Consider the following 25278-nt stretch of genomic DNA (forward strand, 5'->3'; position numbering starts at 1 on the left):
CGCCGCGCTGGCCGCCGGCGCCACCGTGGCCGCGACCGCCGCCGCGGCCGGCCTCGACCCGCGCGCCCTGCACCGTTGGTGCCGGCACCTGTTCGGGTACGGCCCGAAGACCCTGGCCCGGATCCTGCGGATGGGGCGCGCGCTGGCGCTGGCCCGCGCCGGCACCCCGCTGGCCGAGGTGGCGGCCCGCTGCGGCTACGCCGACCAGGCCCACCTGACCCGGGACGTACGCGACCTGGCCGGGGTGCCGCCGACGGCCCTGCTGTCCCACTGAGCGGGTTGTTCCTCAACCCGTTCCGGACCCCGAGCGACGCCGGATCGTGCGCCGCCACGAGCTGCCGTCGATTCGCGATTGGGGCTAGCGCCAATAGGTTTGCTATGGAAACCTGTTGGCATGACTTCAGATGTGGTTCCCGCCGGCGGCGATCCCCGCCGGCTCCTGGCCGAGGCGCGCGGCCTGGCGCGCCGGGTTCGTCTGGCCCGGCGGGTGACGTGGCTGCCGCTGCTGGTGCTGGCCGTGGTGACCTTCGGCGCGATTCCGTTCTCCGGGTGGGGTCCCACGGTCGTCAGCGACTGCCGGGCGGTGGACGGCGACCAGGTGTGCAGGATCTGGGAACCGGTCCCGCAGCTCTACTGGCTGGCGGCGCTCGCCCTGGCGTACGTGGTGATCGCCGGCGGTTACCTGCGGGTCGCCCGGGCCCGGGGAGTGGGCGCCCGGGTGCGGCCGTACGTGCTCACCGGTGTCGCGCTCACCGTCGTGCTGTTCGCCGCCCTCGCCGCTGGAGCCGGTGCGTGGATCGTCCCCGACCCGCAACTGCTCGACCCGCCCGGGTCCGTCCAGGTGCTGTTCCGACTGCTCACGCCGACCGGCGGGATCGGGCTGGCCCTGCTGGTGCTGGCCTGGCTGGAACGGCACCCCGCGCTGCTGGCCTTCGCCCTCGGGTACCTGGCGGTGGTGCTGGTGCCGGTCGACTTCGGCTGGGGAGCCCACTGGGGCGGCCGGTGGCACGACGCGCCAATGCTGATCATCAGCGGCGGCGTGCTGCTGCTGGGCGGCGCCGGCTTCGTGCTGGCGCAGCGGCTGCGGCGGCCCCGGTGACCGGCCCCGTCGACGCCTCGGCGCCGGACGGGACCACACCGGCGCATCCGGTCACCGCGCTCGACGACGTGGTGCACCAACGGGTGCGGCTCGGCATCCTCACCATCGCGCACGAGGCCCGCAGGGTCGAGTTCGGCTTCCTCCGTATCCATCTGGGCCTGACCGCCGGCAACCTCTCCAAGCACCTGAGCGTGCTGGAGGCGGCCGGCCTGATCGCGGTCGAGAAGGGCTACGAGGGTCGGCGCGGTCGCACCTGGATCACCCTCACCCCCGCCGGCAGCCTCGCGCTCGCCGAAGAGATCGCCCAACTCAAGCAGCTCATCGCCCGCGTCGAGACCAGCCACCCCTCGGAGGGCCGATGACCACCGCACCGACCCGCCGACACCTGCGCGACGGCCCGGACCCGGCCTTTCCGCAGGTGCGGTTCCTCGCCCGACCCACGCCTGCCTGACACCCGGTCAGGCTCCCGGGAGCGGGGCGAAGAGGTCGACGCCGCTGCCGTCCGGGTCGCGCACCACCGCGTACCGCTGGCCCCAGAAGGCGTCCCACGGGGGCAGGTGGCCCTCGTGGCCCTCGGCCACCAGCTCCGCGTAGAGCCGGTCCACCTCGGCCGGGTCGGCGCACCGGAAGGCGAGGCTGGCCCCGCCGCCGCCCCCGGGCCGCCAGTCCGGGTCGAACGTGCGGACGGTGTCGGCGGTGTCCCAGGCCAGCCGGAGGCCCCCGGGCAGGACGACCTCCACGTGCGGCGCGGTGTCGGCGTCGGCCGGGATGTCGAGGCCGAGCCGCCGGTAGAAGGCGAGGGAACGGGAGAGGTCGCTGGTGACCATCCCGATGAGGTCGAGTGTCGGTGTCATGGCCCCAAGGTAGGGGCGTCCCCGGCGCGCGTCTTGAACGAAACGGACGGCGGACGGAGTGCCGGTGTGGCCTTCACGGCCCGGACGATCGGCGTAGCGTGTCAGACAAGTCCGGCTTTCCGGGCAAATGCCCCAAGGGGTCCTGCCTGCGTACGCCGGTCACGAGACGCGAGGGAAGGAGCGGTCGGTGGAACACCTGGCCTACCTGGACGCGGGGTCCGGCAGCCTGATCGTGCAGGCGGTGGTCGGCGGGGTGGCCGGCGCCGCGGTGGCGGCCAAGCTCTACTGGCGGCGACTGGTCGACCGGTTCCGCCGCCAGCCCACCGACCAGCGCTGACCCCGGCCGATGGCGAACTCCCGCACCGGTCTGCGCACCGAGCCAGGCTCCTTCCGCGACCCCGCCAACCGGGTCTTCCACCTCGACGGCGACGTGCTGCGCGGGCTGGACGAGCAGGCCGCCGGGGAGTGGCGGGCGCTGACCGCCAGCGAGTTCTTCCCGCCGCTGCTGGCCGCCGGCAAGGTGTGCGGCACCGAGGCGGTCGAGTCGCCGGCCGTGCCGTCGGGCGACCGGTGGGCCGCCGTGCTCCGCCACGAGCGCATCCCGTTCGTCTCCCACCCGTACGAGTGGTCCTTCACCATGCTCCGCGACGCGGCGCTGCTGCACCTGGAGATCCTGCGGGCGGCGCTGCCGGCCGGGTTCACCACGAAGGACGGCTCGGCCTACAACCTCCAGTGGCGCGGCGCCGAACCGGTGTTCATCGACGTCGGCTCGTTCACCCCGGCCCGCGACGGCGAGCCCTGGGCCGGGTACCGGCAGTTCTGCCAGACGATGCTCTACCCGCTGCTGCTCGGCGCCCACCTCGGGCTGGACTTCCAGCCCTGGCTGCGCGCCCGGGTCGACGGCATCGAGCCCGACCAGATGCGCCGGCTGTTCGGCGGCGCCCGGCGGCTGCTGCCCGGCGTGCCCACCCACGTGCACCTGCACGACGCGATGCAGCGGCGCAACGCCCGCGCCAGCACCGCCGACGTCCGGTCCCAGCTGCGGGCGGCCGGCTACTCCCGCGAGCTGGCGCTGGCCACCGTGCGGGGGATCGAGAGGCTGGTCCGCCGCCTGGAGCCCCGCCCGGCGGCCAGCCACTGGGTCGACTACCAGCGCACCTGCGCCTACACCGCCGACGACCGGGCCGCGAAGGAACGCTTCGTGGCCGAGGCGCTGGCCGACGGGCCGCGGCCCCGCCTGGCGCTGGACCTCGGCGCCAACGACGGCCGGTACGCCCGGCTCGCCGCCCGGCACGCCGACTACGTCGTCGCGGTCGAACAGGACCCGGGCGTGGTGGACGGGCTCTACCGTGATCTCCGCGCGGCGGGGGAGCGGCGGATCCTGCCCCTGGTGATGGACCTCGCCGACCCGTCGCCCGGCGGCGGCTGGCGCGGCGTCGAGCGGGCCTCGTTCGCCGACCGGGCCGGCGCCGACGCGGTCCTCGCCCTGGCCGTCGTGCACCACCTGGCGATCGGGCGCAACGTGCCGCTGCCCGAGGTGCTGGACTGGCTCGTCGGGCTCGCCGCCCCCGCCGCCCGCGTGGTGGTGGAGTTCGTCCACCCCGAGGACCCGATGGCCCGCCGGCTGCTGGCCAACAAGCCCGAGGGGCTCTTCCCCGACTACCGGCCGGCCGAGTTCGAGCGGCTGCTCGCCGCGCGCTGCCGGATCGCGCGGCGGCTCGACCTGCCCTCGGGCACCCGGACGCTCTACGCGGCGGTCGTGGGTGGCTGAGCCGGCGTCCGGGCCGGACCGCGTGTGCGGTGACCGGCCGCCGGGCGACCGGGCCTCCGGTGGCCGGCCGGGCGGCTGGCGTACGGAGCTGGGCCGGACGGCCGAGGTGGTGGGGCTGGTCGGGCTCGTGGTCACCCAGCCGCTGCTGGACGTCCTCGGGCGCAGCCCCGACTTCTTCTTGTTCCACCGGGCCGAGCGCGGGGAGATCATGCTGCTGGTGGCGCTGGTCGCGCTGGTGCCCACCGCCGCCGTGGCGCTGCTCGGCGCGCTGTCCCGGCTGGCCGGACGCACCGCCCGGTCGGCGACGCACACCCTGCTGGTCGGCCTGTTGCTCGCCGCGCTGGCCGTGCAGGTCGGCCGGCACGGCACGCCACTGCGGGGCGTACCGCTGCTGCTGCTCGCCGCGGTGGCCGGGGCCGCCGGGGCCGCCGCGCACCGGCGGTGGCGCGCGCCCGGGCGGGTGCTGCGGCTGGCCGCGGCCGGACCGCTGCTCTTCTTGGGGCTGTTCGTGTTCGTCTCGCCCACCTCGACGGTGGTGCTGCCCCGGGGCGAGGGCGGCGCCGCCGGGGTGGCCGGGCCCGGCAACCATCCGCCGGTGGTCGTGCTGGTCCTCGACGAGCTGCCCCTGGTGTCCCTGCTCGGCCCGGACGGGCGGATCGACGCCGCCCGGTTCCCGCACTTCGCCGAGCTGGCCGCCGGCTCCACCTGGTACCGCAACGCCACCGGCGTCAGCGGCTGGACGCCCTACGCGCTGCCGGCGATGCTCACCGGCCGGTACCCGCAGCGGGCGGCGGCGCCGCACTACTCGCAGTACCCGGACAACCTCTTCACCGCCCTCGGCGGCCTGTACGACGTCCGCGCCGAGGAGAGCATCACCCGGCTCTGCCCGCCCAGCCGCTGCGAGCAGCCGGTCAGCCCGGAACAGGGGATGGGCGTGCTCATCCGGCAGGCCGGCGGGCTGCTGCGCCAGGTGACCGCCCCGGTCGACAGCCGCGCCGACCCGGAGGACTCGTACCGCGAGCGGACCCGCGCGGAGGCGGGCATCGACGCCGCCGAGCCGGTGCCGGCGGACCCGAAGTTCCGCTGGGACAGCCTGGACGACAACCAGCCGGCCCGGTTCACCAGCTTCCTCGCCGGGCTGCGGCCGGCGCCCCGGCCCACCCTGCACTTCCTGCACCTGCTGATGCCGCACTCGCCGTGGGCGTACCTGCCGTCGGGGGTGCGCTACGACGCCCCGGGGGACCTGCCGAACGACGGCGACGGCTGGGCGGAACTGGCCCGCCGGCGGCACCTCGCGCAGCTCGGCTACACCGACCGGCTGATCGGCCAGACCCTGCGTACCCTGCGCTCCGGCGGCCTCTACGACCAGGCCCTGCTGGTGGTCACCGCCGACCACGGCGTCAGCTTCACCCGGGGCGCCCAGGGCCGGGGGATGGACGCCATCCGGACGGCCCCCGGCGAGGTCGCCTGGGTGCCGACGTTCGTCAAGACCCCCGGCCAGCGCGCCGGGCGGATCGACGACCGGAACTGGCAGCACGTCGACCTGCTGCCCACCGTCGCCGACGAGGCGGCCGTCCGGCTCCCGTGGCCGGTCGACGGCCGGTCCGCCCGGCAGGCCCCGCGCGCCGACGCGGGCAAGGTCTTCTACGACCGCCCCGGCCAGCCGACCCCCATCGCCGGCGGGGTGCCGGCCCCGGTCGCGCCGCCCGCGCCCCATCCGCTGGTGGGCACCGCCGTCGGCGACCGCCCGGCGGGCGGCACGGCCCGCGTCGGCGACCTGGCCGCGTTCGGGGCGGTGGACCCGGACGCCGGGCGGCTGCCTGCCGCCGTCTGGGGCGACGTGCCCGACGAGGTACCCGACGGCACGTCGCTGGCGATCGCCGTCAACGGCCGGGTCGGCGCGGTCGTCCCGGTGGTCCCCCGTGACGCCGGCGGGCGCCGGTTCGCCGCCCTGCTCGCCGACGACCGGCTCTTCCACGCGGGCGCGAACCGCCTCGACGTCTACCGCGTCGCCCCCGACGGCACCCTCCTCCACCTGACCCTCTCCTGACCCGCCCCTTGGCCCTCCCGGCCCTCCTGGCCCCTCTCCTGGCCCCCCCGCCTCCTCGCCCGCCCGGTGCCGTCGATCATGAGGTTTGCGTCCGGGAACGCGCTTACCCGAGGCGCGAACCTCATGATCACCGCGCGAGGGCGGGGCGGACGGGGGCGCGACGGGGTGGATGGGGGCGGGGGCGGGTAGGGGGCGGGGGGTAGCGTTCCCATGCCTCGTCGGCTCCGGCGCGCCCGGATTGCGCGGGTTTCCCGACTCGCTGGTCGGGAAACGGGTGACGCATGCCTCACCGTCGAACCACGACGGGCGGTATCTCCTCGACCGTGATTACGGTAAAAGCGAAGGCAATTCAACGCAGATCTGCCGGCGAAGCGAGGGAAACATGACGGAAGTCAAGCTCGATCACCCCGGTGGGCAGCTTTCGATGCCGGTGCAATCCGCGGTCGAGGGCCCCGCCGGCATCGGGGTGGGCAAGCTGCTGAGGGAAACCGGGATGACGACGTACGACCCCGGTTTCGTCAACACCGCGGCCTGCTCGTCCGCCATCACCTACATCGACGGCGACGCGGGCATCCTGCGCTACCGGGGGTACCCGATCGAGCAGCTCGCGGAGAAGTCCTCCTTCCTGGAGGTCTCCTACCTGCTGATCTACGGTGAGCTGCCGACCCAGCAGCAGCTGACCGAGTTCACCGAGCGGATCCGCCGGCACTCGCTGCTGCACGAGGAGATGCGCCGCTTCTTCGACGGCTTCCCGCGCGACGCGCACCCGATGGCCGTGCTCTCCTCGGCCGTCAGCGCCATCTCCACCTTCTACCAGGACAGCCTGGACCCGTTCGACGCCTCGCACGTCGAGATGTCCACCGTGCGGCTGATGGCGAAGGTCCCCACCATCGCCTCGTACGCCTACAAGAAGTCGATCGGCCAGCCGCTGCTGTACCCGGACAACTCGCTGGGCTACGTGGAGAACTTCCTGCGGATGACCTTCGGCGTGCCGGCGGAGCCGTACGAGGTCGACCCGGTGATGGCCAAGGTGCTGGACATGCTGTTCATCCTGCACGCCGACCACGAGCAGAACTGCTCCACCTCGACGGTGCGGCTGGTCGGCTCCAGCAACGCCAACCTCTTCGCCTCGGTCTCGGCCGGCGTGAACGCGCTCTTCGGCCCGCTGCACGGCGGCGCCAACCAGGCCGTGCTGGAGATGCTGGAGAAGATCCAGGCCGACGGCGGCGACGTCGCGTCCTTCGTCCGCAAGGTGAAGGACAAGCAGGACGGCGTGAAGCTGATGGGCTTCGGCCACCGGGTCTACAAGAACTACGACCCGCGCGCGGCGATCGTGAAGAAGGCGGCCCAGGACGTGCTCGGCCGGATGGCCAAGCCCGACCCGCTGCTGGACATCGCCATGCAGCTGGAGGAGATCGCCCTCGCCGACGAGTTCTTCGTCTCCCGCAAGCTCTACCCGAACGTGGACTTCTACACCGGCCTGATCTACAAGGCCATGGGCTTCCCGACCAAGATGTTCACGGTGCTCTTCGCGCTGGGCCGGCTCCCCGGCTGGATCGCGCAGTGGCGCGAGATGATCAACGACCCGGAGACCAAGATCGGCCGCCCGCGGCAGGTCTACACCGGTGCCCCCGAGCGGGCGTACACCCCGTTCGAGCAGCGCTGACGGCCACTCCACGGCATCGGCAGGCCGTCGATCCACCCGGGTCGGCGGCCTGCCGCCGTTCCGCCCTCGGCGGGTGCTCCCACGACAGCACCGGAGTGCGGCGGTTCGGCGGGCAGTCCCGCCGGTAGGCGGGGAGGCAGGCGGTAATTCATCCACGATCTTGCATCTGTGGATCTACGCTCCTATGATCTCCGAAGCCGCTCACCCAAATGGCGGCGGTAGACCACGGGGAGTAAGAGATGCGGAGATCCAAGCCAGTCGTCGCGCTCGCTCAGGCGGCGCTCACCCTGGTCGCGGCGGCCGGGTTCGTGGCGGTCGCGTCCGCGCCGGCGAGCGCGACGTGTAGCCACGCCTGGTCCGACAAGGACTACGGCAGCAACCAGGTGCAGAACGCCGGAAGCACCGGCCTGGCCCTGCGTACCGGTCCGCACACCAGCTGTGGGATCGTCACCCGGATCCCGGACGGGCACTGGGTGACCCTGGACTGCCAGGGCTACGGCGACACCATCAACGGCTGGAACGGCTGGACCCACGTGCGGTACGGCAACGGCGGCCCGACCTACTCGGGCTGGGTGTTCGACCACTACCTCGACGACGGCGGGTCGTACATCGACTGCTGACCGGTCCGCCTGTCGCGGGCGTCAGCACGGCCCCGCGACAGCCATCGCGATCATGGAGTCGTGGTGGGAGTCTGAGCCGCACTCATCCCGCCTGCGCGGGACCACAACTCCATGATCGCGACGAACCGGGGTCGGGACGTCAGCGCAGGCCGGCGGCGGCCAGCAGGTTGCCCTCGGCGACGGACGGCACGGCGCGGCCCCGGGTTACCCGCTCGGCGGCGAAGGCCGGCGCGGTGGCGATCGCCGCCGCGTAGGCGGCGGTCGTGCGCTGCGCGATGGCCGACCAGCCGTACCGCTCGTGCACCATGACGCGGGCCCGGCGGGCGAGCTGGCGCGCCCGGTCCCGGTCCGACAGCAGCGCGTCGACGGCGTCGCTGAGCCCGTCCGGGTCGTGCGGCCGGAAGGTCATCCCGGTCACCCCCGGCTCGACGATCTCCGCGAGACCGCCGGTGGCCGACACCGCGAGCGGCGCGCCGGCGGCGGCGCCCTCCAGGGCCACCATGCCGAACGGCTCGTAGATGCTCGGCACGGCGAAGCAGTCCGACGCGGCCATCACGGCGGGCAGGTCGGTGCCGCCGAGGAAGCCCGGCAGGCTGACCGTGCCGCCGAGGCCCAGGCGGTGCACCTCGGCCTCCAGCTCCCCGCGGTACGGTCCGTCGCCGACGATGACCGCGCGCAGCCCGGGGTGCCGCTCGCGCAGCCGGGGCAGCCCGGCGATCAGGTGCTGCACGCCCTTCTCGTAGACGAGCCGGCCGGCGAAGGTGACCAGCGGCCCGTCCCCGGCGAAGCGGGCGCGGGCCTGCGCCACCGCGGCGGCCGGGACCCGCCAGCGGTGCGGCTCCACCCCGTTGGGCACCACGTCGACCCGGCCCGCCGGCACGCCGAACAGCCCGGTCACCTCGTCGCGCATGTAGCCGGAGCAGACGATCACCCGGCCCGACTCGCCGGCCAGCCAGTGCTCGACGCCGTGGATGGTGCGGTTCATCTCCTCCGGCAGCCAGCCCTGGTGCCGGCCGGCCTCGGTGGCGTGGATGGTGCTGACCAGCGGGATGTCCAGGTGCTCGCGCAGGGTCATCGCGGTGTGCGCGACGAGCCAGTCGTGGGCGTGGACGACGTCGTAGGAGCCGGCCTCGGTGGCGCGCAGCGCGGCGCGGGTGAGGGTGTGGTTGAACGCCATGGTCCAGGCGAGCAGGGAGGAGGTGGCCAGGGGGAAGGTGACCGGGTCCTCGGCGGCGCGGACGATGCGGACGCCGTCGGCGTACTCCTCCAGGGGTGCGCCCTCGCTGTGCCGGGTGACGACGGTGACCTCGTGCCCGGCGGCGGCCAGGGCGACCGAGAGGGCGTGCACGTGCCGGCCGAGGCCGCCGACCAGGACCGGCGGGTACTCCCAGGAGAGCATGAGGATGCGGCGGGTCTGCGGGGGCGTGCCCGGTCCGGCCGCCGTCGGGATCTGGGGCCGGGAGGTGAGGGTGGGCCGGTGGACCCGGCCCGGGGTGGTGGTGGGCTGCTCGCCGACCCGCAGGGTCGTCACATCAATCTCCGTCCATGCATGGTGGAACGCGCCGGCAACGGTGACGGCAGAACGAGTGGTGGGGGTGGCCGAGGGGCCGACTGGAGACGCGCGTGCGCGCCCCGCGAACAAGCAAAGGGCATGCGGGCCGATCCCGCACCTCGAAAGGGGCCAAGGTGACGGACGACACCCGAAGGTCCAGCTCGCATCAGTCGGGTGGATATCGGTCGTCGGCCGAATGGGTGGATTGGTGGCGGAGCGCGCGGGGCAATACCCCGCACGCGCGCCGCCGGCCCCCGCCGTGTGGTGCGCTCATGGTGCGGTGCGCGCTCATGATCTTGCAAAGGAGCGACATGCAGGTCTGGCCGGGTGAGCGGTACCCCCTGGGGGCCACCTACGACGGGATGGGCACCAACTTCGCCATCTTCTCCGAGGTGGCCGAGCGGATCGAGCTGTGCCTGTTCGACGAGTGGGACACCGGGGCCGAGCGGCGGGTCGAGCTGCGGGAGGTCGACGCGTACGTCTGGCACGCGTACATCCCGGGCATCGAGCCGGGGCAGCGCTACGGCTACCGCGTGCACGGGCCGTACGACCCGGCGAACGGGCTGCGCTGCAACCCGGCCAAGCTGCTGCTCGACCCGTACGCCAAGGCGGTCGACGGCGACGTGCGGTGGGACCCGGCCGTCTACGACTACGAGCACGGCGACCCGGAGCGGATGAACACGACCGACTCGGCGCCGTTCATGCCGAAGTCGGTGGTGGTCAACCCGTACTTCGACTGGGGCAACGACTCCCCGCCCCGCATCCCCTACCACCACTCGGTGATCTACGAGGCGCACGTGCGCGGCCTGACGATGCGTCACCCGGACATCCCCGAGGAGCTGCGCGGCACGTACGCCGGCCTCGCCTCCCCGCCGATGATCGAACACCTGACGAAGCTCGGGGTGACCGCCATCGAGCTGATGCCGGTGCACCAGTTCGTGCACGACCACCGGCTGACCGACCTGGGGCTGCGCAACTACTGGGGCTACAACACCATCGGCTTCTTCGCCCCGCACCACGGCTACTCGGCGCTCGGGCACCTCGGCCAGCAGGTGCAGGAGTTCCGGGGCATGGTCAAGGCGCTGCACGCCGCCGGCATCGAGGTCATCCTCGACGTGGTCTACAACCACACCGCCGAGGGCAACCACCTCGGCCCGACGCTGAGCTTCAAGGGCGTCGACAACGCCAGCTACTACCGGCTGAGCGAGGAGGACAGGCGCTACTACGTCGACTACACCGGCACCGGCAACAGCCTCAACGTCCGCAGCCCGCACTCGCTTCAGCTGATCATGGACTCGCTGCGGTACTGGGTGACCGAGATGCACGTCGACGGGTTCCGCTTCGACCTCGCCGCCACCCTCGCCCGGGAGTTCTACGAGGTCGACCGCCTCTCCACCTTCTTCGAGGTCGTGCAGCAGGACCCGGTGGTCAGCCAGGTCAAGCTGATCGCCGAGCCGTGGGACGTCGGGCCGGGCGGCTACCAGGTGGGCAACTTCCCGCCGGTGTGGACCGAGTGGAACGGCAAGTACCGCGACACCGTGCGCGACTTCTGGCGCGGCGAGCCGGCCACCCTGGCCGAGTTCGCCTCCCGCATCTCCGGCTCCGCCGACCTCTACCAGGACGACGGGCGCCGCCCGTTCCACAGCATCAACTTCGTCACCTGCCACGACGGGTTCACCCTGCGCGACCTGGTCTCCTACAACGACAAGCACAACGAGGCCAACGGCGAGGAGAACCGGGACGGGGAGAGCCACAACCGGTCCTGGAACTGCGGCGTCGAGGGCGACACCGACGACGAGGCCGTACGCGCCCTGCGGGCCCGGCAGCGGCGCAACTTCCTGGCCACCCTGGTGCTCTCCCAGGGCGTGCCGATGATCGGCCACGGCGACGAGCTGGGCCGCACCCAGCACGGCAACAACAACGCCTACTGCCAGGACAGCGAGCTGGCCTGGGTCGACTGGGACGCCGCCGACACCGACCTGCTGGAGTTCACCCGCAAGCTCGTCGACTTCCGCCGCCGCCACCAGGTGTTCCGCCGCCGGCGCTTCTTCACCGGCCTGCCGGTGCGCTCCCGGCTGGTCGACGAGCCCCTGCCGGACCTGGCCTGGTACACCCCCGACGGGCGGGAGATGACCGGCGAGGACTGGGGCAACGACTTCGGCCGCGCCGTCGCGCTCTTCGTCAACGGCGAGGGCATCCGCGAGCGCGGCCCGTACGGCCAGCGCCACGTGGACGGCTCCTTCCTGCTCTGCTTCAACGCCCACGACGCGCCGCTGGACTTCACCGTGCCCGGCCCCGAGTTCGGCCCGCGCTGGGAACTGGTGATCAGCACCGCGGAACCGGAACCCGAGAAGACCACGGTGGTCGAGGCGGGCGGCACCCTCTGCGTGCCCGACCGGTGCGTGATGGTGCTGGAGAGGAAGGCCTGACATGTCGACCACCCCTCGACCCGACGCGCCCCGGGTGGGCGCCACCTACCGGGTGCAGGTGCGCCCCGGCTTCGACCTCGACGCCACCGCCGAACTCGCCGACTACCTGGCCGGCCTCGGCGTCACCCACCTCTACAGCGCGCCCCTGCTCACCGCCACCCCCGGCTCGGCGCACGGCTACGACGTGGTCGACCACCGCGCCGTCAACCCGGAGCTGGGCGGCGAGGCGGCCCGGCAGCGGCTGCTGCGGGCGCTGCGCGCCGCCGGGCTCGGCCTGGTCGTGGACATCGTGCCCAACCACGCCGGGGTGGCCGTGCCCGCCGCCAACCCCGCCTGGTGGGACGTGCTGCGGCGGGGCCGCGACTCGGCGTACGCGAGCTGGTTCGACGTCGACTGGGACCGCGGCCGGCTGCTGCTGCCGGTGCTCGCCGACTCCCCGGACGCCCTGGACGACCTCAAGCTCGCCGAGGGGGAGCTGCGCTACCACGAGCACCGCTTCCCCGTCGCCGACGGCACCGGCGACGGCACCCCCCGCGAGGTGCACGACCGGCAGCACTACGAGCTGGTCTCCTGGCGGCGCGGCGACGCCGAGCTGACGTACCGCCGGTTCTTCGCCGTCTCGGACCTGGCGGGGCTGCGGGTGGAGGACCCGGAGGTCTTCGCCGCCACCCACGAGCAGGTCCTGCGGTGGGCGGCGGCCGGCGAGGTCGACGGCATCCGCGTGGACCACCCGGACGGGCTGCGCGACCCCTCGGCCTACCTGGCCCGGCTGCGCGCCGCCGCCGGTGACGCGTGGCTGGTGGTGGAGAAGATCCTGGAGTACGGCGAGGAGCTGCCGGACTGGCCGGTGGACGGCACCACCGGCTACGACGCGCTCGCCGCCGTCTGCGGGCTCTTCGTCGACCCCGACGCCGAGGGCGACTTCACCGCCCTGGACACCCACCTCGTCGGCCGGCACACCTCCTGGCAGGACCTCACCCACGACACCAAGCTCGCCGCGGCCACCCGGCTGCTGTCGGCCGAACTGACCCGGCTCGCGGCGCTCGCCGGTGACGTCGACCGCGACACCGCCCGGGCGGCGCTGGCCGAGCTGGCCGCCGCCTTCGCCGTCTACCGGGGCTACCCGCCCGAGGGCGCCCGGCACCTCGCCGCCGCCCGCGCCGAGGCCGGCCGTCGCCGCCCCGACCTGACCGGCGCGCTGGACGCGCTCACCCGCCGCCTGCGCGACCCCGACGACGAGCTGGCGAAGCGCTTCCCGCAGTTCACCGGCGCGGTGATGGCCAAGGGGGTGGAGGACACCGCCTTCTACCGGTGGAGCCGCTTCGTCGCGCTCAACGAGGTCGGCGGCAGCCCCGCGCACTTCGGCGTGCCGCCGGCCGAGTTCCACCGCTTCGCCGCCGCCCGGCAGGTGCGCTGGCCGGCCAGCATGACCACGCTCTCCACCCACGACACCAAGCGCTCCGAGGACGTCCGGGCGCGGCTGGCCGTGCTCAGCGAGCTGCCGGGGCGCTGGGCCGACCTCGTCGCCCGGTGGACGGCCCGCGCGCCGCTGCCCGACCCGGCCTTCGCGCACCTGCTCTGGCAGACCGCCGTCGGCGCCTGGCCGATCGAGCGGGAGCGGCTGCACGCGTACGCCGAGAAGGCCGCCCGGGAGGCGTCCGCCGCCACGAGCTGGGCCGACCCAGACCCGGTCTTCGAGCGGGCCATGCACGACGTGGTCGACGCGATGTACGACGACCGGCAGCTGCACGCCGAGCTGACCGCGTTCGCCGACGAGATCGCCCCGGCCGGCTGGTCCAACTCGCTGGGGCAGAAGCTGGTGCAGCTCGCCATGCCCGGGGTGCCGGACACCTACCAGGGCACCGAGCTGTGGGACAACTCGCTCGTCGACCCGGACAACCGCCGCCCGGTCGACTTCGCCGTACGCCGGGAACTGCTGGCCCGCCTCGACGCCGGCCCGCCCCCGCCGGTCGACGCCGGCGGCGCGGCGAAGCTGCTCGTGGTGTCGCGGACCCTGCGGCTGCGCCGCGCCCGCCCGGAGCTGTTCACCGGCTACCGGCCGGTGCCGGCCCACGGGCGCGCCGGCCGGCACGCGCTCGCCTTCGACCGGGGCGGCGCGGTCGCGGTCGCCACCCGGCTGCCGCTCGGCCTGGCCCGCGCCGGCGGCTGGGGCGACACCACCCTGTCACTTCCCGTTCACGAGGTGACCGACCTGTTCACGGGCCGGTCCTACAGTGGCGGGCAGACCCCCCTGGCCGACCTGCTGGCCACCTATCCCGTCGCGCTGCTGGCTCCCACCACCGAGTCCGTGGAGGCTTCGTCATGACCGAGTTCACGGTGTGGGCGCCGGAGGCCGCCCGCGTCCGGCTGCGCCTGCCGGGCGTCGCCGACCACGAGATGCGCGCCGGCCCGGACGGCTGGTGGCGGGTGGAGGTGCCCGCCGCCGGCCCCGGCACCGACTACGCCTTCCTGCTCGACGACGACGAGCGGGCGCTGCCCGACCCCCGGTCGGCCTGGCAGCCGGCGGGCGTGCACGGGCCGAGCCGACGCTACGACCACGCGGCGTTCGAGTGGACCGACCAGGAATGGTCCGGCCGGCAGCTGCCCGGCAGCGTCCTCTACGAGCTGCACGTCGGCACGTTCACCCCCGAGGGCACCTTCGACGCCGCGATCGGCCGCCTCGACCACCTGGTCGACCTCGGCGTCGACATGATCGAGCTGCTGCCGGTCAACGCCTTTAACGGTGAGCACAACTGGGGCTACGACGGGGTCTGCTGGTATGCCCCGCACCAGCCCTACGGCGGGCCGGACGGCCTGAAACGGCTGGTCGACGCCGCCCACGCCAAGGGTCTGGGGGTGATCCTCGACGTCGTCTACAACCATTTCGGGCCCTCCGGGGCCTACGCGCCGATGTTCGCGCCGTACCTCACCGAGCAGAGCAACACCTGGGGTCGCACCGTCAACCTCGACGGCCCGCACTCCGACGGCGTGCGCCGCTACATCGTCGACAGCGTGCTGATGTGGCTGCGCGACTACCACGTCGACGGGCTGCGCCTCGACGCCGTGCACGCCATGCCCGACTCGCGCGCCACCCACCTGCTGGAGGAGGTGGCGGTCGAGGTCGAGGCGCTCTCCACCCACCTCGGCCGGCCGCTGTCGCTGATCGCCGAGTCCGACCTCAACGACCCCACGCTGATCACGCCCCGGGAGGCCGGCGGCTTCGGCCTGCACGCCCAGTGGAACGACGACGCCCACCACGCCCTGCACACCCTGCTCACCGGCGAGCGGCAGGGCTACTACGGCGACTTCGGCTCGCTGGAGTGCCTCACCGACGTGCTCACCGGCGGGTTCTTCCACGCCGGCACCTGGTCCAGCTTCCGCAACCGCCACCACGGGCGGCCCGTGGACCGGCAGCGCACCCCGGGCCACCGGTTCGTCGCGTACCTGCAGAACCACGACCAGATCGGCAACCGGGCCACCGGCGACCGGATCTCCGCCACCCTCTCCCCGGGGCTGCTGCGGGTCGGCGCGACGCTGCTGTTCACCGCGCCGTTCACCCCGATGCTCTTCATGGGCGAGGAGTGGGCCGCCAGCACCCCGTGGCAGTTCTTCACCAGCCACCCGGAGCCGGAGCTGGCGACCGCCGTGGCCACCGGCCGCAAGCGGGAGTTCGCCGCCCACGGCTGGCCGGAGGGCGACGTGCCGGACCCGCAGGACCCGCAGACCTTCGCCCGATCCCGGCTCGACTGGGCCGAACTGGACAAACCCGAACACCGCGAGATGTACGAGTTCCACAAGCGGCTCATCGCGCTGCGCAAGAGCCGCCCCGACCTGTCCGACCCGAGGCTGCACGCCGTCGACGTACGCCCCGGCGACCAGTTCCTGGTGATGCGCCGGGGCGAGACGCTGGTGGCGGCGAACCTGGCCGCCAAGCCGCAGCGGATCACGCTGCCGGGGGCGGCGCGCCGGGTGCTGCTGGCCACGGGGGAGGGCGTCACGGTCATGCGTGACCGGATCGAGCTGCCGGCGGAGACGGCGGCGATCGTGGCGCTCTGAGCGGCGCCCGTCGGCGGCGGCCCGCGACCGTCAGCCGGCGTCCAGCACCTCGCGCAGCCGCACCGCGAACTCGGCCGGCTTGCCCGCGTAGCCGAACTCGCCGCCGAGGAAGCCGCCGTGGTGGCTCGGGAACACCACGGCCTCCTGGCCGAGCAGCGCCGCGGTGGCGACCGCCGTACGCGCGGTGTACGTCCCCGCCGACTCCTCGCCGACCGCGATCACGATGCGGGTCGGCGCCGCGGTGAGCGCCGCCGCGTCGGGGCGGTAGTCGGTGACCGCCCAGGAGTTCTTCGAGAGCAGCGGGTCGTCGCGGGAGCCGTCGTCCTCGGTCGGCAGGCCGAACGCCGCCGGGTCGGGCGCGGGCTGGGCGAAGTAGGCGTCGGTGAACTCGCCCTGCCAGGACGTCATCGCGATGAACGCGGCCATGCCCGCGCCCGTGCCCTTCGCCTGGTACGCCTCGTAGAAGCCGGTCCGGGCACGCTCGGCGGCCTCCGCGTCGGGGAGCACGGCGTTGATCGGCGGCTCGTGCGCCACCAGCGTGGCGACGTCGCCGGGGTGGGACGCGACCAGCTCGAGCGCGCTCACCGCGCCGCCGCTGCTGGCGAAGACGTCCACCGGGCCGGTGCCGAGCGCCTCGATCAGCAGGTGCAGGTCGGCCGCCTGGTGCTGCGGCGTGTGGTCCGACCGGCCGTCTGAGCGCACGCTGCGGCCCAGACCGCGGGGGTCGTAGGTGACGACCGTCCGGTCGGTGAAGTGGGCGGCGAGCGCGCCGAAGCCCTCGGCCGTCATCGGTTGGCCGACCATGAGCAGCGTGCGGTGCCCGCCGGGGGCCGACAGCGGACCGCGCACGTCGTAGACCAGGTCGACGCCGGGCGCGGCGAGGGTGCGGGTGTCTGTCGTCGTCATGCCGGCGAGCCTACGACCGACGGGTGACAGAACGGGTGCAAGGGCGGAAAGTGGCACCCACCCGCACCGGTCTGCGGCGTCGACGCCAGGATCTGCGGTATGGAGTTCTTCTGCTACCACCGCGACCGTCGCGGTTCCCTGCCCCTGCGGACCGAGCTGCGCGAGGAGCACTGGTCCTACATGGACCGGTACGCGGCGCAGATGATCGCGCGTGGGCCGACGTTCGCCCCCGACGGCAGAACCCCCACCGGCAGCGTGCACCTCGTCGACCTGCCCGATCCCGCCGCCGCCCGGGCGTTCGCCTTCGACGAGCCCAACTACCAGGCCGGCGCCTACCGGGACGTGCTGCTGCGTCGGTGGCGCAACACGCTGGGGCGCACCATGTGGGACTTCCCCGGCGGCCGGACCGGCGGCGACCGGTACCTGGTGCTGGGTCTGGGCACGGGGCCGGCCGCCGACCCCGACGCCCGCTCGGACCGGAACGAGCTGATCGCGTACGGGCCGCTGCTGTCCGACGACGGCGCGACCTGGCTGGGCACGGCGGCGCTCATCCGGGCGGAGGACCCGGACGAGGCGCGTGGCCTGCTGACCTCCGACCGCTACGCCGAGATCGAGGTCCACAACTGGGCGTTCGGCGGACGCCCGTCATGACCCCATGGGCGCAGGCTGATCTGTGCACCCGCAAGGCCTGTGCCCTTGGCTCGGACCGAGGAGTACGGTCGATGACCGTAGGGTATCGGTCTGTAGTGGCTGCTGGTCAAGGGACGTAGGAGTGCTGCCGTGCCCCCACGCGCGAGGACGATCGTCGACCCGCGGTTCGCCGCTGAACTGCGACGGCTTCGCGAGGCACGCGGCATGTCGCTGCGGCAGCTAGCCGCCGTCGTCAATCACGGCAAGAGCCTCGTGCACCAGTTGGAGGTAGGGCAGACGAAGCCGACTGTGGACGTGGCGGCCCGACTCGATGAGGCGCTTGCGGCGCAAGGAGCGCTGGCCCGGCTGGTCGTAGACGCGCCCGATGGTGGTGAGCGCCTGGCGTACGTGACGGCGCATCCTCGCCGGGTCGACCACGCCACGGTGCGAGCGCTCGCCGGCCTGCTGGCCGGCTACCGGCGGCTGGAGGACGCCATCGGCTCCGGGCCGATCATGGCGCCGGTCCGCGCCCATCTCGACACCGTTGCCTGTCTGCTCAGGGACGCCCGGCACGACGTGCGGCCGAGTGTGCTCGACATGGCGGCGCAGTGGGCACAATTCGCGGGTTGGTTGAGCATCGCGCGGGGAGAGGAACGTGCGGCAACGGTGTGGCACGCGAGGGCGCTGGACTGGGCGACCGAGGCCGGCAACAGCGATCTCGTCGCGACCGTGCTGTCCTTTCAGGGACACCAGGCGGAGCTGCGCTGCGATCTGCCCGCGATGGTCAGGCTCTCTCAAGCCGCGCGCCGGGACCAGAGCGTGAACGCGGCGCTGCGGGCCTACTGCGCCGGCCAGGAGGCCAGGGGCCTCGCCATGGCCGGCGCCGGCACCTCCGAGGTGCTCGCTCGCCTGTCCGAGGCATTGGACGTGTCGGCCCAGGCCGCGGAAGAACCGCTGTCCCCGTGGGGCTACTGGTACACGCCGTCCTTCTTCGCGGTGCAGCAGGGAATCGTCTGGCGATACCTCGGCGAGACCGACAGCCGCGCCAACGAACGGGCGCTGGCGTTGCTGACGGCCGGTGTCGCGGGAGTGAGCGAGGAGGCGAGCGGAGCGGACTGGCACGGTCGCAACCTGGTGCATCTCGCTGTGGCGCAGGCGCAGGATGGTGAGACGACGATGGCCCGTGAGACCTTGGCGACGGCCGACGCCATGGCGACTGCCGCCGCCTCCCGACAACTGTCTCATGAGGTGGCTGAGGCGGCCCACCGGCTCGGCCTGTCCGCGATGCCGTAGCGGACGCGTTTCGCCTGCTCTGCCACCACTGCCCAGCACACGATGACCGTGGGTGACGGCGACAGGAAGGTGCTCCGATCTGCTGTCGCGCCCCGATCGATGGAGGTGCAGATGGGGATCGACGAGTCGGCGCAGAGCCGGGGGGAGCGGGGCGAGGCGGCCGAGCGGGAGGCCGCCAAGCAGCGGCTGCTCGCGCAGGCCGAGGCGGAGCGCGTACCGGTGGAGGAGACCACCCGGGCGGTGCCGGACCGGCGGTGGCGGCGTGACCAGCGCTGACGAACCGATCGGTCGCCGGGTGGCGCGCTGGCGGGCGCGGCGGCGGATGACGCAGCAGATGCTCGCCGACCGGCTCGGCAGGTCGAAGAGCTGGGTGGACAAGACCGAGCGGGGCGTGCGCCCGCTGGACCGGTACCCGGTGATCCAGGAGATAGCGCGGGTGCTGCGCGTCGATCCGCTGGTGCTGCTCGGCGAGCACCGCGCGCCGTCGCCGATCGCTGGCGGCCCGCCGGACGGGGTGGACGGCATCCGGGCCGCCCTCGCGCGCTACGACGTCCGCCAGTCGGCCGGGTCCGTGGCGGAGACGGGCCGGCACGTCGCGCACGCCTGGCTGACGTACCAGCACGCGCACTACGCCCAGGTGGTGCGGCTGCTGCCGAGGCTGCTCCACGCCGCGCAGGGCGTGCGGGCGCAGGAGCCGGGGCTGCTGGTGCAGGCGTACCGGATCACCTCGTCGGTGCTCGTGAAGCTCGGCGAGGCCGACCTCGGGTGGCTGGCCGCCGACCGGGCGGTGGCCGTGGCGGGCGGCGATCCGGTGCTGGCGGGGGCGGCGGCCGTGTCGGTCGGGCAGGCGTTGCGCGCGCTGGGCCGCGACCGGCTGGCGCTGGTCGCGACGCTGGCCGCCGCGCGTCGGGTCGCGCCCGCGTCGGAGCCGGTGCACGGGGCGTTGCTGCTCCAGGCCGCGCTCGCCGCCGCCGGCTGCGGCGACACCGGCCGCAGCGACGAGCTGATCGAGCGGGCCGTCCAGGTGGCGGTGCGGGTCGCCGGGGACGACCCGCACCGGACCGGCTTCGGGCCGGGCGCCGTGGAGGCGGCCCGGGTGGTGGCGGCTGTCGAGCGGGGGGACGCCGGGGAGGCGGTGCGCCGGCACGAGACGGCGGTACGGGGGGAGGCGTGGCGGCGGCTGCCGGCCGAGTACCGGGCCGCGTACCTGGTGGACGCCGCGCGGGCGTACCTCCAGGCCGGTGACCTGCGTGGTGCGGCCCGCGTCCTGGTCGACGCGGATGCCGTCGCGCCCGCCGAGGTCCGGTGCCGGCCTGTGGCGCGTACGGTCATCGCCGAGGTCGCCCGGGCCCACCCGGCGCCGGCCGGCGTGGCGCGCCTGGCGACGCTGGTCGGCCTGACCCGCTGAGCGCGATCCGCCCCCGCCAGCACGGCGTGCGGGCCGTCACGGACCGGCCCGTTCCGTCGGGGTCGCCGGCCCGCGAGCGGATGCCATGGCTGCCGGATTCGCAATTCCCATTTGTCGACAACGGCGGGCGCTGTCAAGCCGTAGAGGGTGCACTTTGCGGAGATGGGATTTGCGCGGCCGATACCGAGGCTTCTGGTCGAATTGGGCACGGTTTGTTTGTCGTCGTGCTGTTGATGTTCTCGGTCCCAAAAGGGAAAGTGTCAACTACCTGTCATTCCAATGCGTTGCGATCAATGCGAGGTGATCGATAAGTTTCGGTGGCCCAAATCGGGTTCCCGAGAAAAAGGGGGAGCACTTGAAATCAACCCTGCGCTGGTCCGCAATGGCCGGCATGGCGCTCGCGCTGGTCGTGACCGCCCCGGCGGTCGCCCAGGCGAAGCCGACCAAGGCCGACAGGAACGGCAACACCACCACCGTCGCCCGCACCAGTGACGGTCGTGCGATCACCAACGAGGCGATCGCCAAGGAGGTCGCCGCGTTCTGGACGCCGGAACGGATGGCGAGCGCCGTCGACCTGGACCTCGCGAAGCCCGCGAACGCCACCGAAGCGCTGAGCCCGGCGCCGAAGCCCGACGGGCCGGCGGGCTCGCTCGCGCCGGTGCAGCCGAGCGTCGCCAGCGGTGACGACGTCGGCATCCAGCTCAACGAGTCGGCGGTCGTCGGCAAGGTCTACTTCACGACCCCCGGCGGCGGTGGCGCCTCCTGCTCGGCCAGCGCGGTCGCCAGCGGCAAGGCGCGACTGGTCATGACCGCCGGGCACTGCGTGCACCAGGGTGCCGGCGGGCAGTGGTACAGCAACTGGCAGTTCGTGCCGCGGTACCGCGACGGGGCGAGGCCGTTCGGCACGTTCGTGGCCTACCAGCTCACGGCCCGCACCGCGTGGATCAACAACAGCAGCTTCGACGAGGACATGGCCATCGCCATCATGCACAACGGCGGTAACTGGGGCCTGAAGGTCGTGGAGACGGTCGGCGGCCACGGCATGCGCTGGAACTGGGGCTACAACATCTCCCTGATGACCGCCCTCGGCTACCCGTCCAACCTGGGCGGCGGCGAGAGCCAGTACTTCTGCCAGAGCGGCACGTGGCACGCCGGCGGCGAGCAGATCCGGATGTGGTGCAACATGACCTACGGATCCAGCGGCGGTCCCTGGCTGCAGGAATACAACGACCAGAATGGCCTCGGATTCATCAACAGCGTCGTGAGCCACGGCGACAATCCGGGCAACGGCCAATTCGACGGCCCGTACTTCGACAACGACATCAAGAGCCTCTACGACTTCGCGGAAGGCCTTTCCCCGGCGTAAAGGTACGTAAATGGCAGAGCCCCGGCCATCGGCCGGGGCTCTGCGCGGTGGTGCCCGTTATCGACGGGAAGGCTCCCGCCGGAGGCGGCGGGTCACTTGAAGCGGATGAACTTGGAGAACTGGTTGTTGGCGGTTCCCACCGTCACCGTCCGGTGGCTGTACCTGTCGGCGGAGACGTAGTTATACTCATCGATCTCAAAGGTGCCGTTCGCGTTCACCCGGGTCACGAAGGCGACGTGCCCGTAGGTGCCGCCGAGGCGGACCGCGACGTCACCGGCCCTCGGGCTGTTGTGCACCGGCACGCCGGCGCGGCCGGCGGCGGCCACCCACTCCTTGGCGTTGCCCCACCGCGTCTGGCCCTTGTACTGGTTGTGGAAGGCGACGCCGACCCGGCTGCGCAGCGCCCAGGCCACGAAGCTGGTGCACTGCCCCTTGTAGAAGTTCCACGGGTCGATGCCCGAGGTCTGCCCCTTGTACGGGTAGTCGTCCCTGGCCGGGTAGCTGGCTCCGGCAGTGATCAGCTGGTGGGAGGCGTTGTTGTTCTTCAGCGTGGAGTTGAGGTTCTTCTTCGCCCCGGGCGCGAAGTCCTGGTACGCGTGGGAGCCGTTGTAGCCGGTGTTGTAGTAGACCCGCACCGTCCTGCCGGTGCGGTTCCACGCCGAAGCGGCGTTGTTCTTGATGCACTGGCCCCGGCCGCTGCCGGCGCCCTTGAACTCGTAGCAGCCCGGCTGGGCCGAGCCGTAGTCGGCCAGCGATCCGGCGTGATCGGAGACCGAGCCCGCGTGGTCGCTGTTGTAGTAGTAGCAGAACTCGCCGGTGTTGCAGCTTCCGTCGCGGGCCGCGGCCTGGGCGGGCGCGGCGACCGCCAGGACGCCGAGAGTCGCGCTGAGCACGCTCGCACTGAGGGCGCCGAGGACGCGGACGGTGACCCTGGGCATGTTCATGTCCCTCCTGGGTGGGTGAGGAGGGAACCACCGTACAAGCCATCGATCAAGTGCCATACCCCTGAATTGTGGCCGCCCGCGCCCACCTGCCGGCCAGGGCCCGCCGCCGACTGACGGCCCGTACGGCGACCGCCGCGCCCGCCCGCACCCACCCGGCGCCGGCCGACGTGGCGCACCCGGCGGCGCTCGACGGCCGGCCCGGCCGCAAGGCGCGAGCCCACCGACGACGGGGTGGGGTTCTGTGTCGATTCGGGGTTCGTGGGGCGATTCACGGGCATAGCGTCAGGCGTGGCGGATTCCCGCCGCCGGACCGCCCCGGCGGCGGGTCAGGACGATCTGACGGTGGTGCGACGTGGACGAGACCGATCCGATGATGCTGGATCAGCGGGGACGACGTGGCCGGGGCACCGGACTGCCCCGGCTGCTGGGCGTGGTCAGCCTCGCCCTCGGGGCGGGCGGGCTGCTCGCCCCGCGCGCGGTGGCCCGGCTGACCGGCGTGGACGACTCACCCGCCGCGCGCGCGGTGATTCCGGCCGTGGGCGCCCGCGAGCTGGTCCACGCGGTCGGCCTGCTCGGTGGCCGCCGGCCGGCCGGCTGGACGTGGACCCGGGTGGCCGGCGACGCGATGGACCTCACCCTGCTCGCCCGGGCCTGGGCGGACCGGTGCGGCGAGCGCCGCCGGCGGGTCGCCCTCACCACCGCCGCCGTCGCCGGCATCGCCGCCGTCGACCTGGTCGCCGCCGTGCGCGCCGGCCGGGCCCAGGCCGCGCTCCGGCGGGTGATCGACATGGAGGTCGCGGTCACCGTCAACCGCTCCCCGGCCGAGGCGTACCGGTTCTGGCGGGACCTGGAGAACCTGCCCCGGTTCATGTCCCACCTGGAGTCGGTGCGCGCCGACGACCTGCGCCGCTCGCACTGGATCGCGCGGGGCCCGGCCGGCCGTCGGGTCGAGTGGGACGCGGAGATCGTCGACGACCAGCCCAACCGGTCGCTCGCCTGGCGGTCGCTGCCCGGCACCCGGGTGCCCAACGCCGGGCGGGTCCGGTTCGTGCCCGCGCCCGGCGACCGGGGGACCGAGGTGCGGGTGCGGCTGCGCTACGCCCCGCCGGCCGGTGCGCTGGGCCGGGCGGTGGCGAAGCTCTTCGGCGAGGAGCCCGAGCAGCAGGTCCGTGACGATCTGCGCCGGTTCAAGCAGGTGGTGGAGACCGGCGAGGTGGTCCGCTCCGAGGGCAGCCCCGACGGCATCTCCGTACGCCAGCAGGTCATGCAACGCCCCGCCCAGCCGTTGCGGATCGCCCGCCGCTGACCGCCCGCGACCCGAGAGGACGAACGATGAAGGCCACCGCCTGGATGGGCAAGGACAGCGTCAAGGTCGTCAACGTGCCCGACCCGACCATCATGAACGCGCGTGACGCGATCGTGCGGATCACCTCGACCGCGATCTGCGGCTCCGACCTGCACCTCTACCACGGCTACATCCCCGCCATGCGCAAGGGCGACATCCTCGGCCACGAGTTCATGGGCGAGGTGGTGGAGGTCGGCCCGCAGGTGCGCAACCTGCGCCCCGGCGACCGGGTGGTGGTGCCGTTCCCGATCGCCTGCGGGCACTGCTCCTCCTGCCAGCGTGGCCTCTTCTCGGTCTGCGAGAACTCCAACCCCAACGCCGGGGTGGCCGAGAAGATCATGGGGCACTCGCCGGCCGGCATCTTCGGCTACTCCCACCTGCTCGGCGGCTACGCCGGCGGCCAGGCCGAGTACGCCCGGGTGCCGTTCGCCGACGTCGGTCCGATCAAGGTGCCCGAGGACGTGCCCGACGACCAGGCGGTGATGCTCGCCGACGTGCTCCCCACCGGCTTCATGGGCGCGGAGATGTGCGACATCAAGCCGGGCGACGTCATCGCCGTGTGGGGGGCCGGCCCGGTGGGACTGCTCGCCGCCGCCAGCGCCCGGATGCTCGGCGCGGAGCGGGTGATCGTCATCGACCGGTACCCGTACCGGCTGCGGCTGGCGCGGGAGCACACCGGCGCGGAGACCATCAACTACGACGACACCGACGTGCTCGACGCGCTGAACGCGATGACCGCCGGCCGGGGGCCCGACGCGTGCATCGACGCCGTCGGCCTGGAGGGGCACCACGGCAACACCGCCGTGTACGCGTACGACCGGGCGAAGCAGGCCGCCCGCGCCGAGACGGAACGGCCGTTCGCGCTGCGCCAGGCGATCCTGGCCTGCCGCAGTGGCGGCGTCGTCTCGGTGATCGGCGCGTACGGGGGCTTCGTCGACAAGTTCCCGATGGGCGCGTTCATGAACCGATCGTTGATCATGCGCACCGGTCAGTGCCACGTCCAGCGCTACACCCGGCCGCTGCTCAACCGCATCCAGCGCGGAGACATCGACCCGAGCTTCATCATCAGCCACCGGATGCCGCTGAAGGACGCGGCCAAGGGCTACAAGATCTTCCAGAAGAAGCAGGACGAGTGCACCAAGGTCGTCCTCAAGGTCTGAGCCGGGAACGGCGGGCCCGGAGGCCGGCTCGGCCCGGGGACGACCTTGGTGCACTCGTCCTGCTTCTTCTGGAAGATCTTGTAGCCCTTGGCCGCGTCCTTCAGCGGCATCCGGTGGCTGATGATGAAG

The 25278-nt window shown here is 73.2% G+C and carries 23 protein-coding genes; 18 read left to right on the top strand and 5 right to left on the bottom strand.

Annotated elements, in window-relative coordinates:
• The 3 genes from AB0G08_RS27560 to AB0G08_RS27570 all read left to right on the top strand — a co-directional run.
• Positions 1 to 274, top strand: a 274-nt coding sequence (locus tag AB0G08_RS27560) for a helix-turn-helix domain-containing protein (RefSeq protein WP_358093044.1), incomplete at its 5' end; no start/stop codon positions are given.
• A gap of 120 nt (positions 275 to 394) precedes the next feature.
• A complete protein-coding gene (locus tag AB0G08_RS27565; protein ID WP_358093047.1) occupies positions 395 to 1099 on the top strand; it encodes a hypothetical protein in 705 nt (234 codons plus the stop codon).
• Entirely contained in the window at positions 1096 to 1461 is a 366-nt protein-coding gene (locus AB0G08_RS27570; protein WP_358093050.1) for a transcriptional regulator, read from the top strand. Before AB0G08_RS27565 ends, AB0G08_RS27570 begins: the two co-directional genes overlap by 4 nt.
• 96 nt (positions 1462 to 1557) lie before the next feature.
• Here the strand turns inward: AB0G08_RS27570 and AB0G08_RS27575 are convergent, their stop codons facing one another.
• On the bottom strand, positions 1558 to 1953 hold the full coding sequence (locus AB0G08_RS27575) for a VOC family protein (protein WP_358093053.1): 396 nt from the start codon (positions 1951 to 1953) through the stop codon (positions 1558 to 1560).
• 187 nt (positions 1954 to 2140) lie between these two features.
• Between AB0G08_RS27575 and AB0G08_RS27580 the strand changes: the two genes are divergently transcribed.
• The 5 genes from AB0G08_RS27580 (at position 2141) to AB0G08_RS27600 (ending at position 8060) form a co-directional block, all read left to right on the top strand.
• The gene (locus AB0G08_RS27580; RefSeq protein ID WP_165947858.1) at positions 2141 to 2290 is read left to right on the top strand and encodes a hypothetical protein; all 150 of its coding nucleotides are present in this window, start codon (positions 2141 to 2143) and stop codon (positions 2288 to 2290) included.
• 9 nt (positions 2291 to 2299) lie between these two features.
• Positions 2300 to 3724, top strand: a complete 1425-nt coding sequence (locus AB0G08_RS27585) for a methyltransferase (RefSeq protein ID WP_358093056.1) — start codon at positions 2300 to 2302, stop codon at positions 3722 to 3724.
• 22 nt (positions 3725 to 3746) lie between these two features.
• Positions 3747 to 5774: a sulfatase-like hydrolase/transferase gene (locus AB0G08_RS27590; RefSeq protein ID WP_358093109.1), complete on the top strand. Its 2028-nt coding sequence runs from the start codon at positions 3747 to 3749 to the stop codon at positions 5772 to 5774.
• A gap of 382 nt (positions 5775 to 6156) precedes the next feature.
• Positions 6157 to 7440, top strand: coding sequence for a citrate synthase (locus AB0G08_RS27595; RefSeq protein WP_358093059.1), 1284 nt, complete (start codon positions 6157 to 6159; stop codon positions 7438 to 7440).
• Between the two features lie 239 nt (positions 7441 to 7679).
• Complete coding sequence (locus AB0G08_RS27600; RefSeq protein ID WP_358093062.1) at positions 7680 to 8060, top strand: SH3 domain-containing protein; 381 nt, start codon at positions 7680 to 7682, stop codon at positions 8058 to 8060.
• A gap of 139 nt (positions 8061 to 8199) precedes the next feature.
• Here the strand turns inward: AB0G08_RS27600 and AB0G08_RS27605 are convergent, their stop codons facing one another.
• Positions 8200 to 9591, bottom strand: a complete 1392-nt coding sequence (locus AB0G08_RS27605; RefSeq protein ID WP_358093065.1) for a glycosyltransferase family 4 protein — start codon at positions 9589 to 9591, stop codon at positions 8200 to 8202.
• A gap of 332 nt (positions 9592 to 9923) precedes the next feature.
• Between AB0G08_RS27605 and glgX the strand changes: the two genes are divergently transcribed.
• Genes glgX through treZ form a run of 3 tightly spaced genes read left to right on the top strand, consistent with a single transcriptional unit; the run spans position 9924 to position 16097 of the window.
• Positions 9924 to 12041 carry a glycogen debranching protein GlgX gene (gene glgX, locus AB0G08_RS27610; protein WP_358093068.1) on the top strand — a complete coding sequence of 706 codons (2118 nt, stop codon included), beginning with the start codon at positions 9924 to 9926 and terminating at the stop codon, positions 12039 to 12041.
• A gap of 1 nt (position 12042) precedes the next feature.
• Positions 12043 to 14367, top strand: coding sequence for a malto-oligosyltrehalose synthase (gene treY, locus AB0G08_RS27615; RefSeq protein WP_358093072.1), 2325 nt, complete (start codon positions 12043 to 12045; stop codon positions 14365 to 14367).
• Positions 14364 to 16097, top strand: coding sequence for a malto-oligosyltrehalose trehalohydrolase (gene treZ, locus AB0G08_RS27620; protein WP_358093075.1), 1734 nt, complete (start codon positions 14364 to 14366; stop codon positions 16095 to 16097). The genes treY and treZ overlap by 4 nt, the downstream gene beginning before the upstream one ends.
• A gap of 30 nt (positions 16098 to 16127) precedes the next feature.
• Here treZ and AB0G08_RS27625 read toward each other — a convergent pair whose 3' ends face one another.
• Positions 16128 to 17003, bottom strand: a complete 876-nt coding sequence (locus AB0G08_RS27625) for an alpha/beta hydrolase (RefSeq protein WP_358093078.1) — start codon at positions 17001 to 17003, stop codon at positions 16128 to 16130.
• A gap of 99 nt (positions 17004 to 17102) precedes the next feature.
• On the opposite strand from AB0G08_RS27625, the gene AB0G08_RS27630 reads away from it, so the two are divergent.
• The 5 genes from AB0G08_RS27630 (at position 17103) to AB0G08_RS27650 (ending at position 21700) form a co-directional block, all read left to right on the top strand.
• A complete protein-coding gene (locus AB0G08_RS27630) occupies positions 17103 to 17654 on the top strand; it encodes a YciI family protein (RefSeq protein WP_358093081.1) in 552 nt (183 codons plus the stop codon).
• A gap of 129 nt (positions 17655 to 17783) precedes the next feature.
• The gene (locus AB0G08_RS27635; protein ID WP_358093083.1) at positions 17784 to 18926 is read left to right on the top strand and encodes a helix-turn-helix transcriptional regulator; all 1143 of its coding nucleotides are present in this window, start codon (positions 17784 to 17786) and stop codon (positions 18924 to 18926) included.
• A gap of 111 nt (positions 18927 to 19037) precedes the next feature.
• Positions 19038 to 19202, top strand: a complete 165-nt coding sequence (locus AB0G08_RS27640) for a hypothetical protein (RefSeq protein WP_358093086.1) — start codon at positions 19038 to 19040, stop codon at positions 19200 to 19202.
• Positions 19189 to 20334, top strand: coding sequence for a helix-turn-helix domain-containing protein (locus AB0G08_RS27645; RefSeq protein ID WP_358093089.1), 1146 nt, complete (start codon positions 19189 to 19191; stop codon positions 20332 to 20334). The genes AB0G08_RS27640 and AB0G08_RS27645 overlap by 14 nt, the downstream gene beginning before the upstream one ends.
• 355 nt (positions 20335 to 20689) lie before the next feature.
• Entirely contained in the window at positions 20690 to 21700 is a 1011-nt protein-coding gene (locus AB0G08_RS27650) for a hypothetical protein (protein WP_358093093.1), read from the top strand.
• 92 nt (positions 21701 to 21792) lie between these two features.
• Here the strand turns inward: AB0G08_RS27650 and AB0G08_RS27655 are convergent, their stop codons facing one another.
• Complete coding sequence (locus tag AB0G08_RS27655) at positions 21793 to 22644, bottom strand: CHAP domain-containing protein (RefSeq protein ID WP_358093096.1); 852 nt, start codon at positions 22642 to 22644, stop codon at positions 21793 to 21795.
• Between the two features lie 352 nt (positions 22645 to 22996).
• Here AB0G08_RS27655 and AB0G08_RS27660 point away from each other — a divergent pair, with 352 nt between their 5' ends.
• Positions 22997 to 23950 (top strand): SRPBCC family protein, encoded by a 954-nt coding sequence (locus AB0G08_RS27660; protein WP_358093099.1) that lies wholly within the window; start codon positions 22997 to 22999, stop codon positions 23948 to 23950.
• 26 nt (positions 23951 to 23976) lie between these two features.
• Complete coding sequence (locus AB0G08_RS27665; RefSeq protein WP_358093102.1) at positions 23977 to 25149, top strand: zinc-dependent alcohol dehydrogenase; 1173 nt, start codon at positions 23977 to 23979, stop codon at positions 25147 to 25149.
• Here AB0G08_RS27665 and AB0G08_RS27670 read toward each other — a convergent pair.
• A partial coding sequence (locus AB0G08_RS27670) for a hypothetical protein (RefSeq protein WP_358093105.1) occupies positions 25092 to 25278 on the bottom strand: 187 nt, incomplete at its 5' end. The two genes, AB0G08_RS27665 and AB0G08_RS27670, sit on opposite strands and share 58 nt — an antisense overlap.

Source organism: Micromonospora sp. NPDC023644 (assembly GCF_040640115.1).
Classification (GTDB): Bacteria; Actinomycetota; Actinomycetes; order Mycobacteriales; family Micromonosporaceae; genus Micromonospora.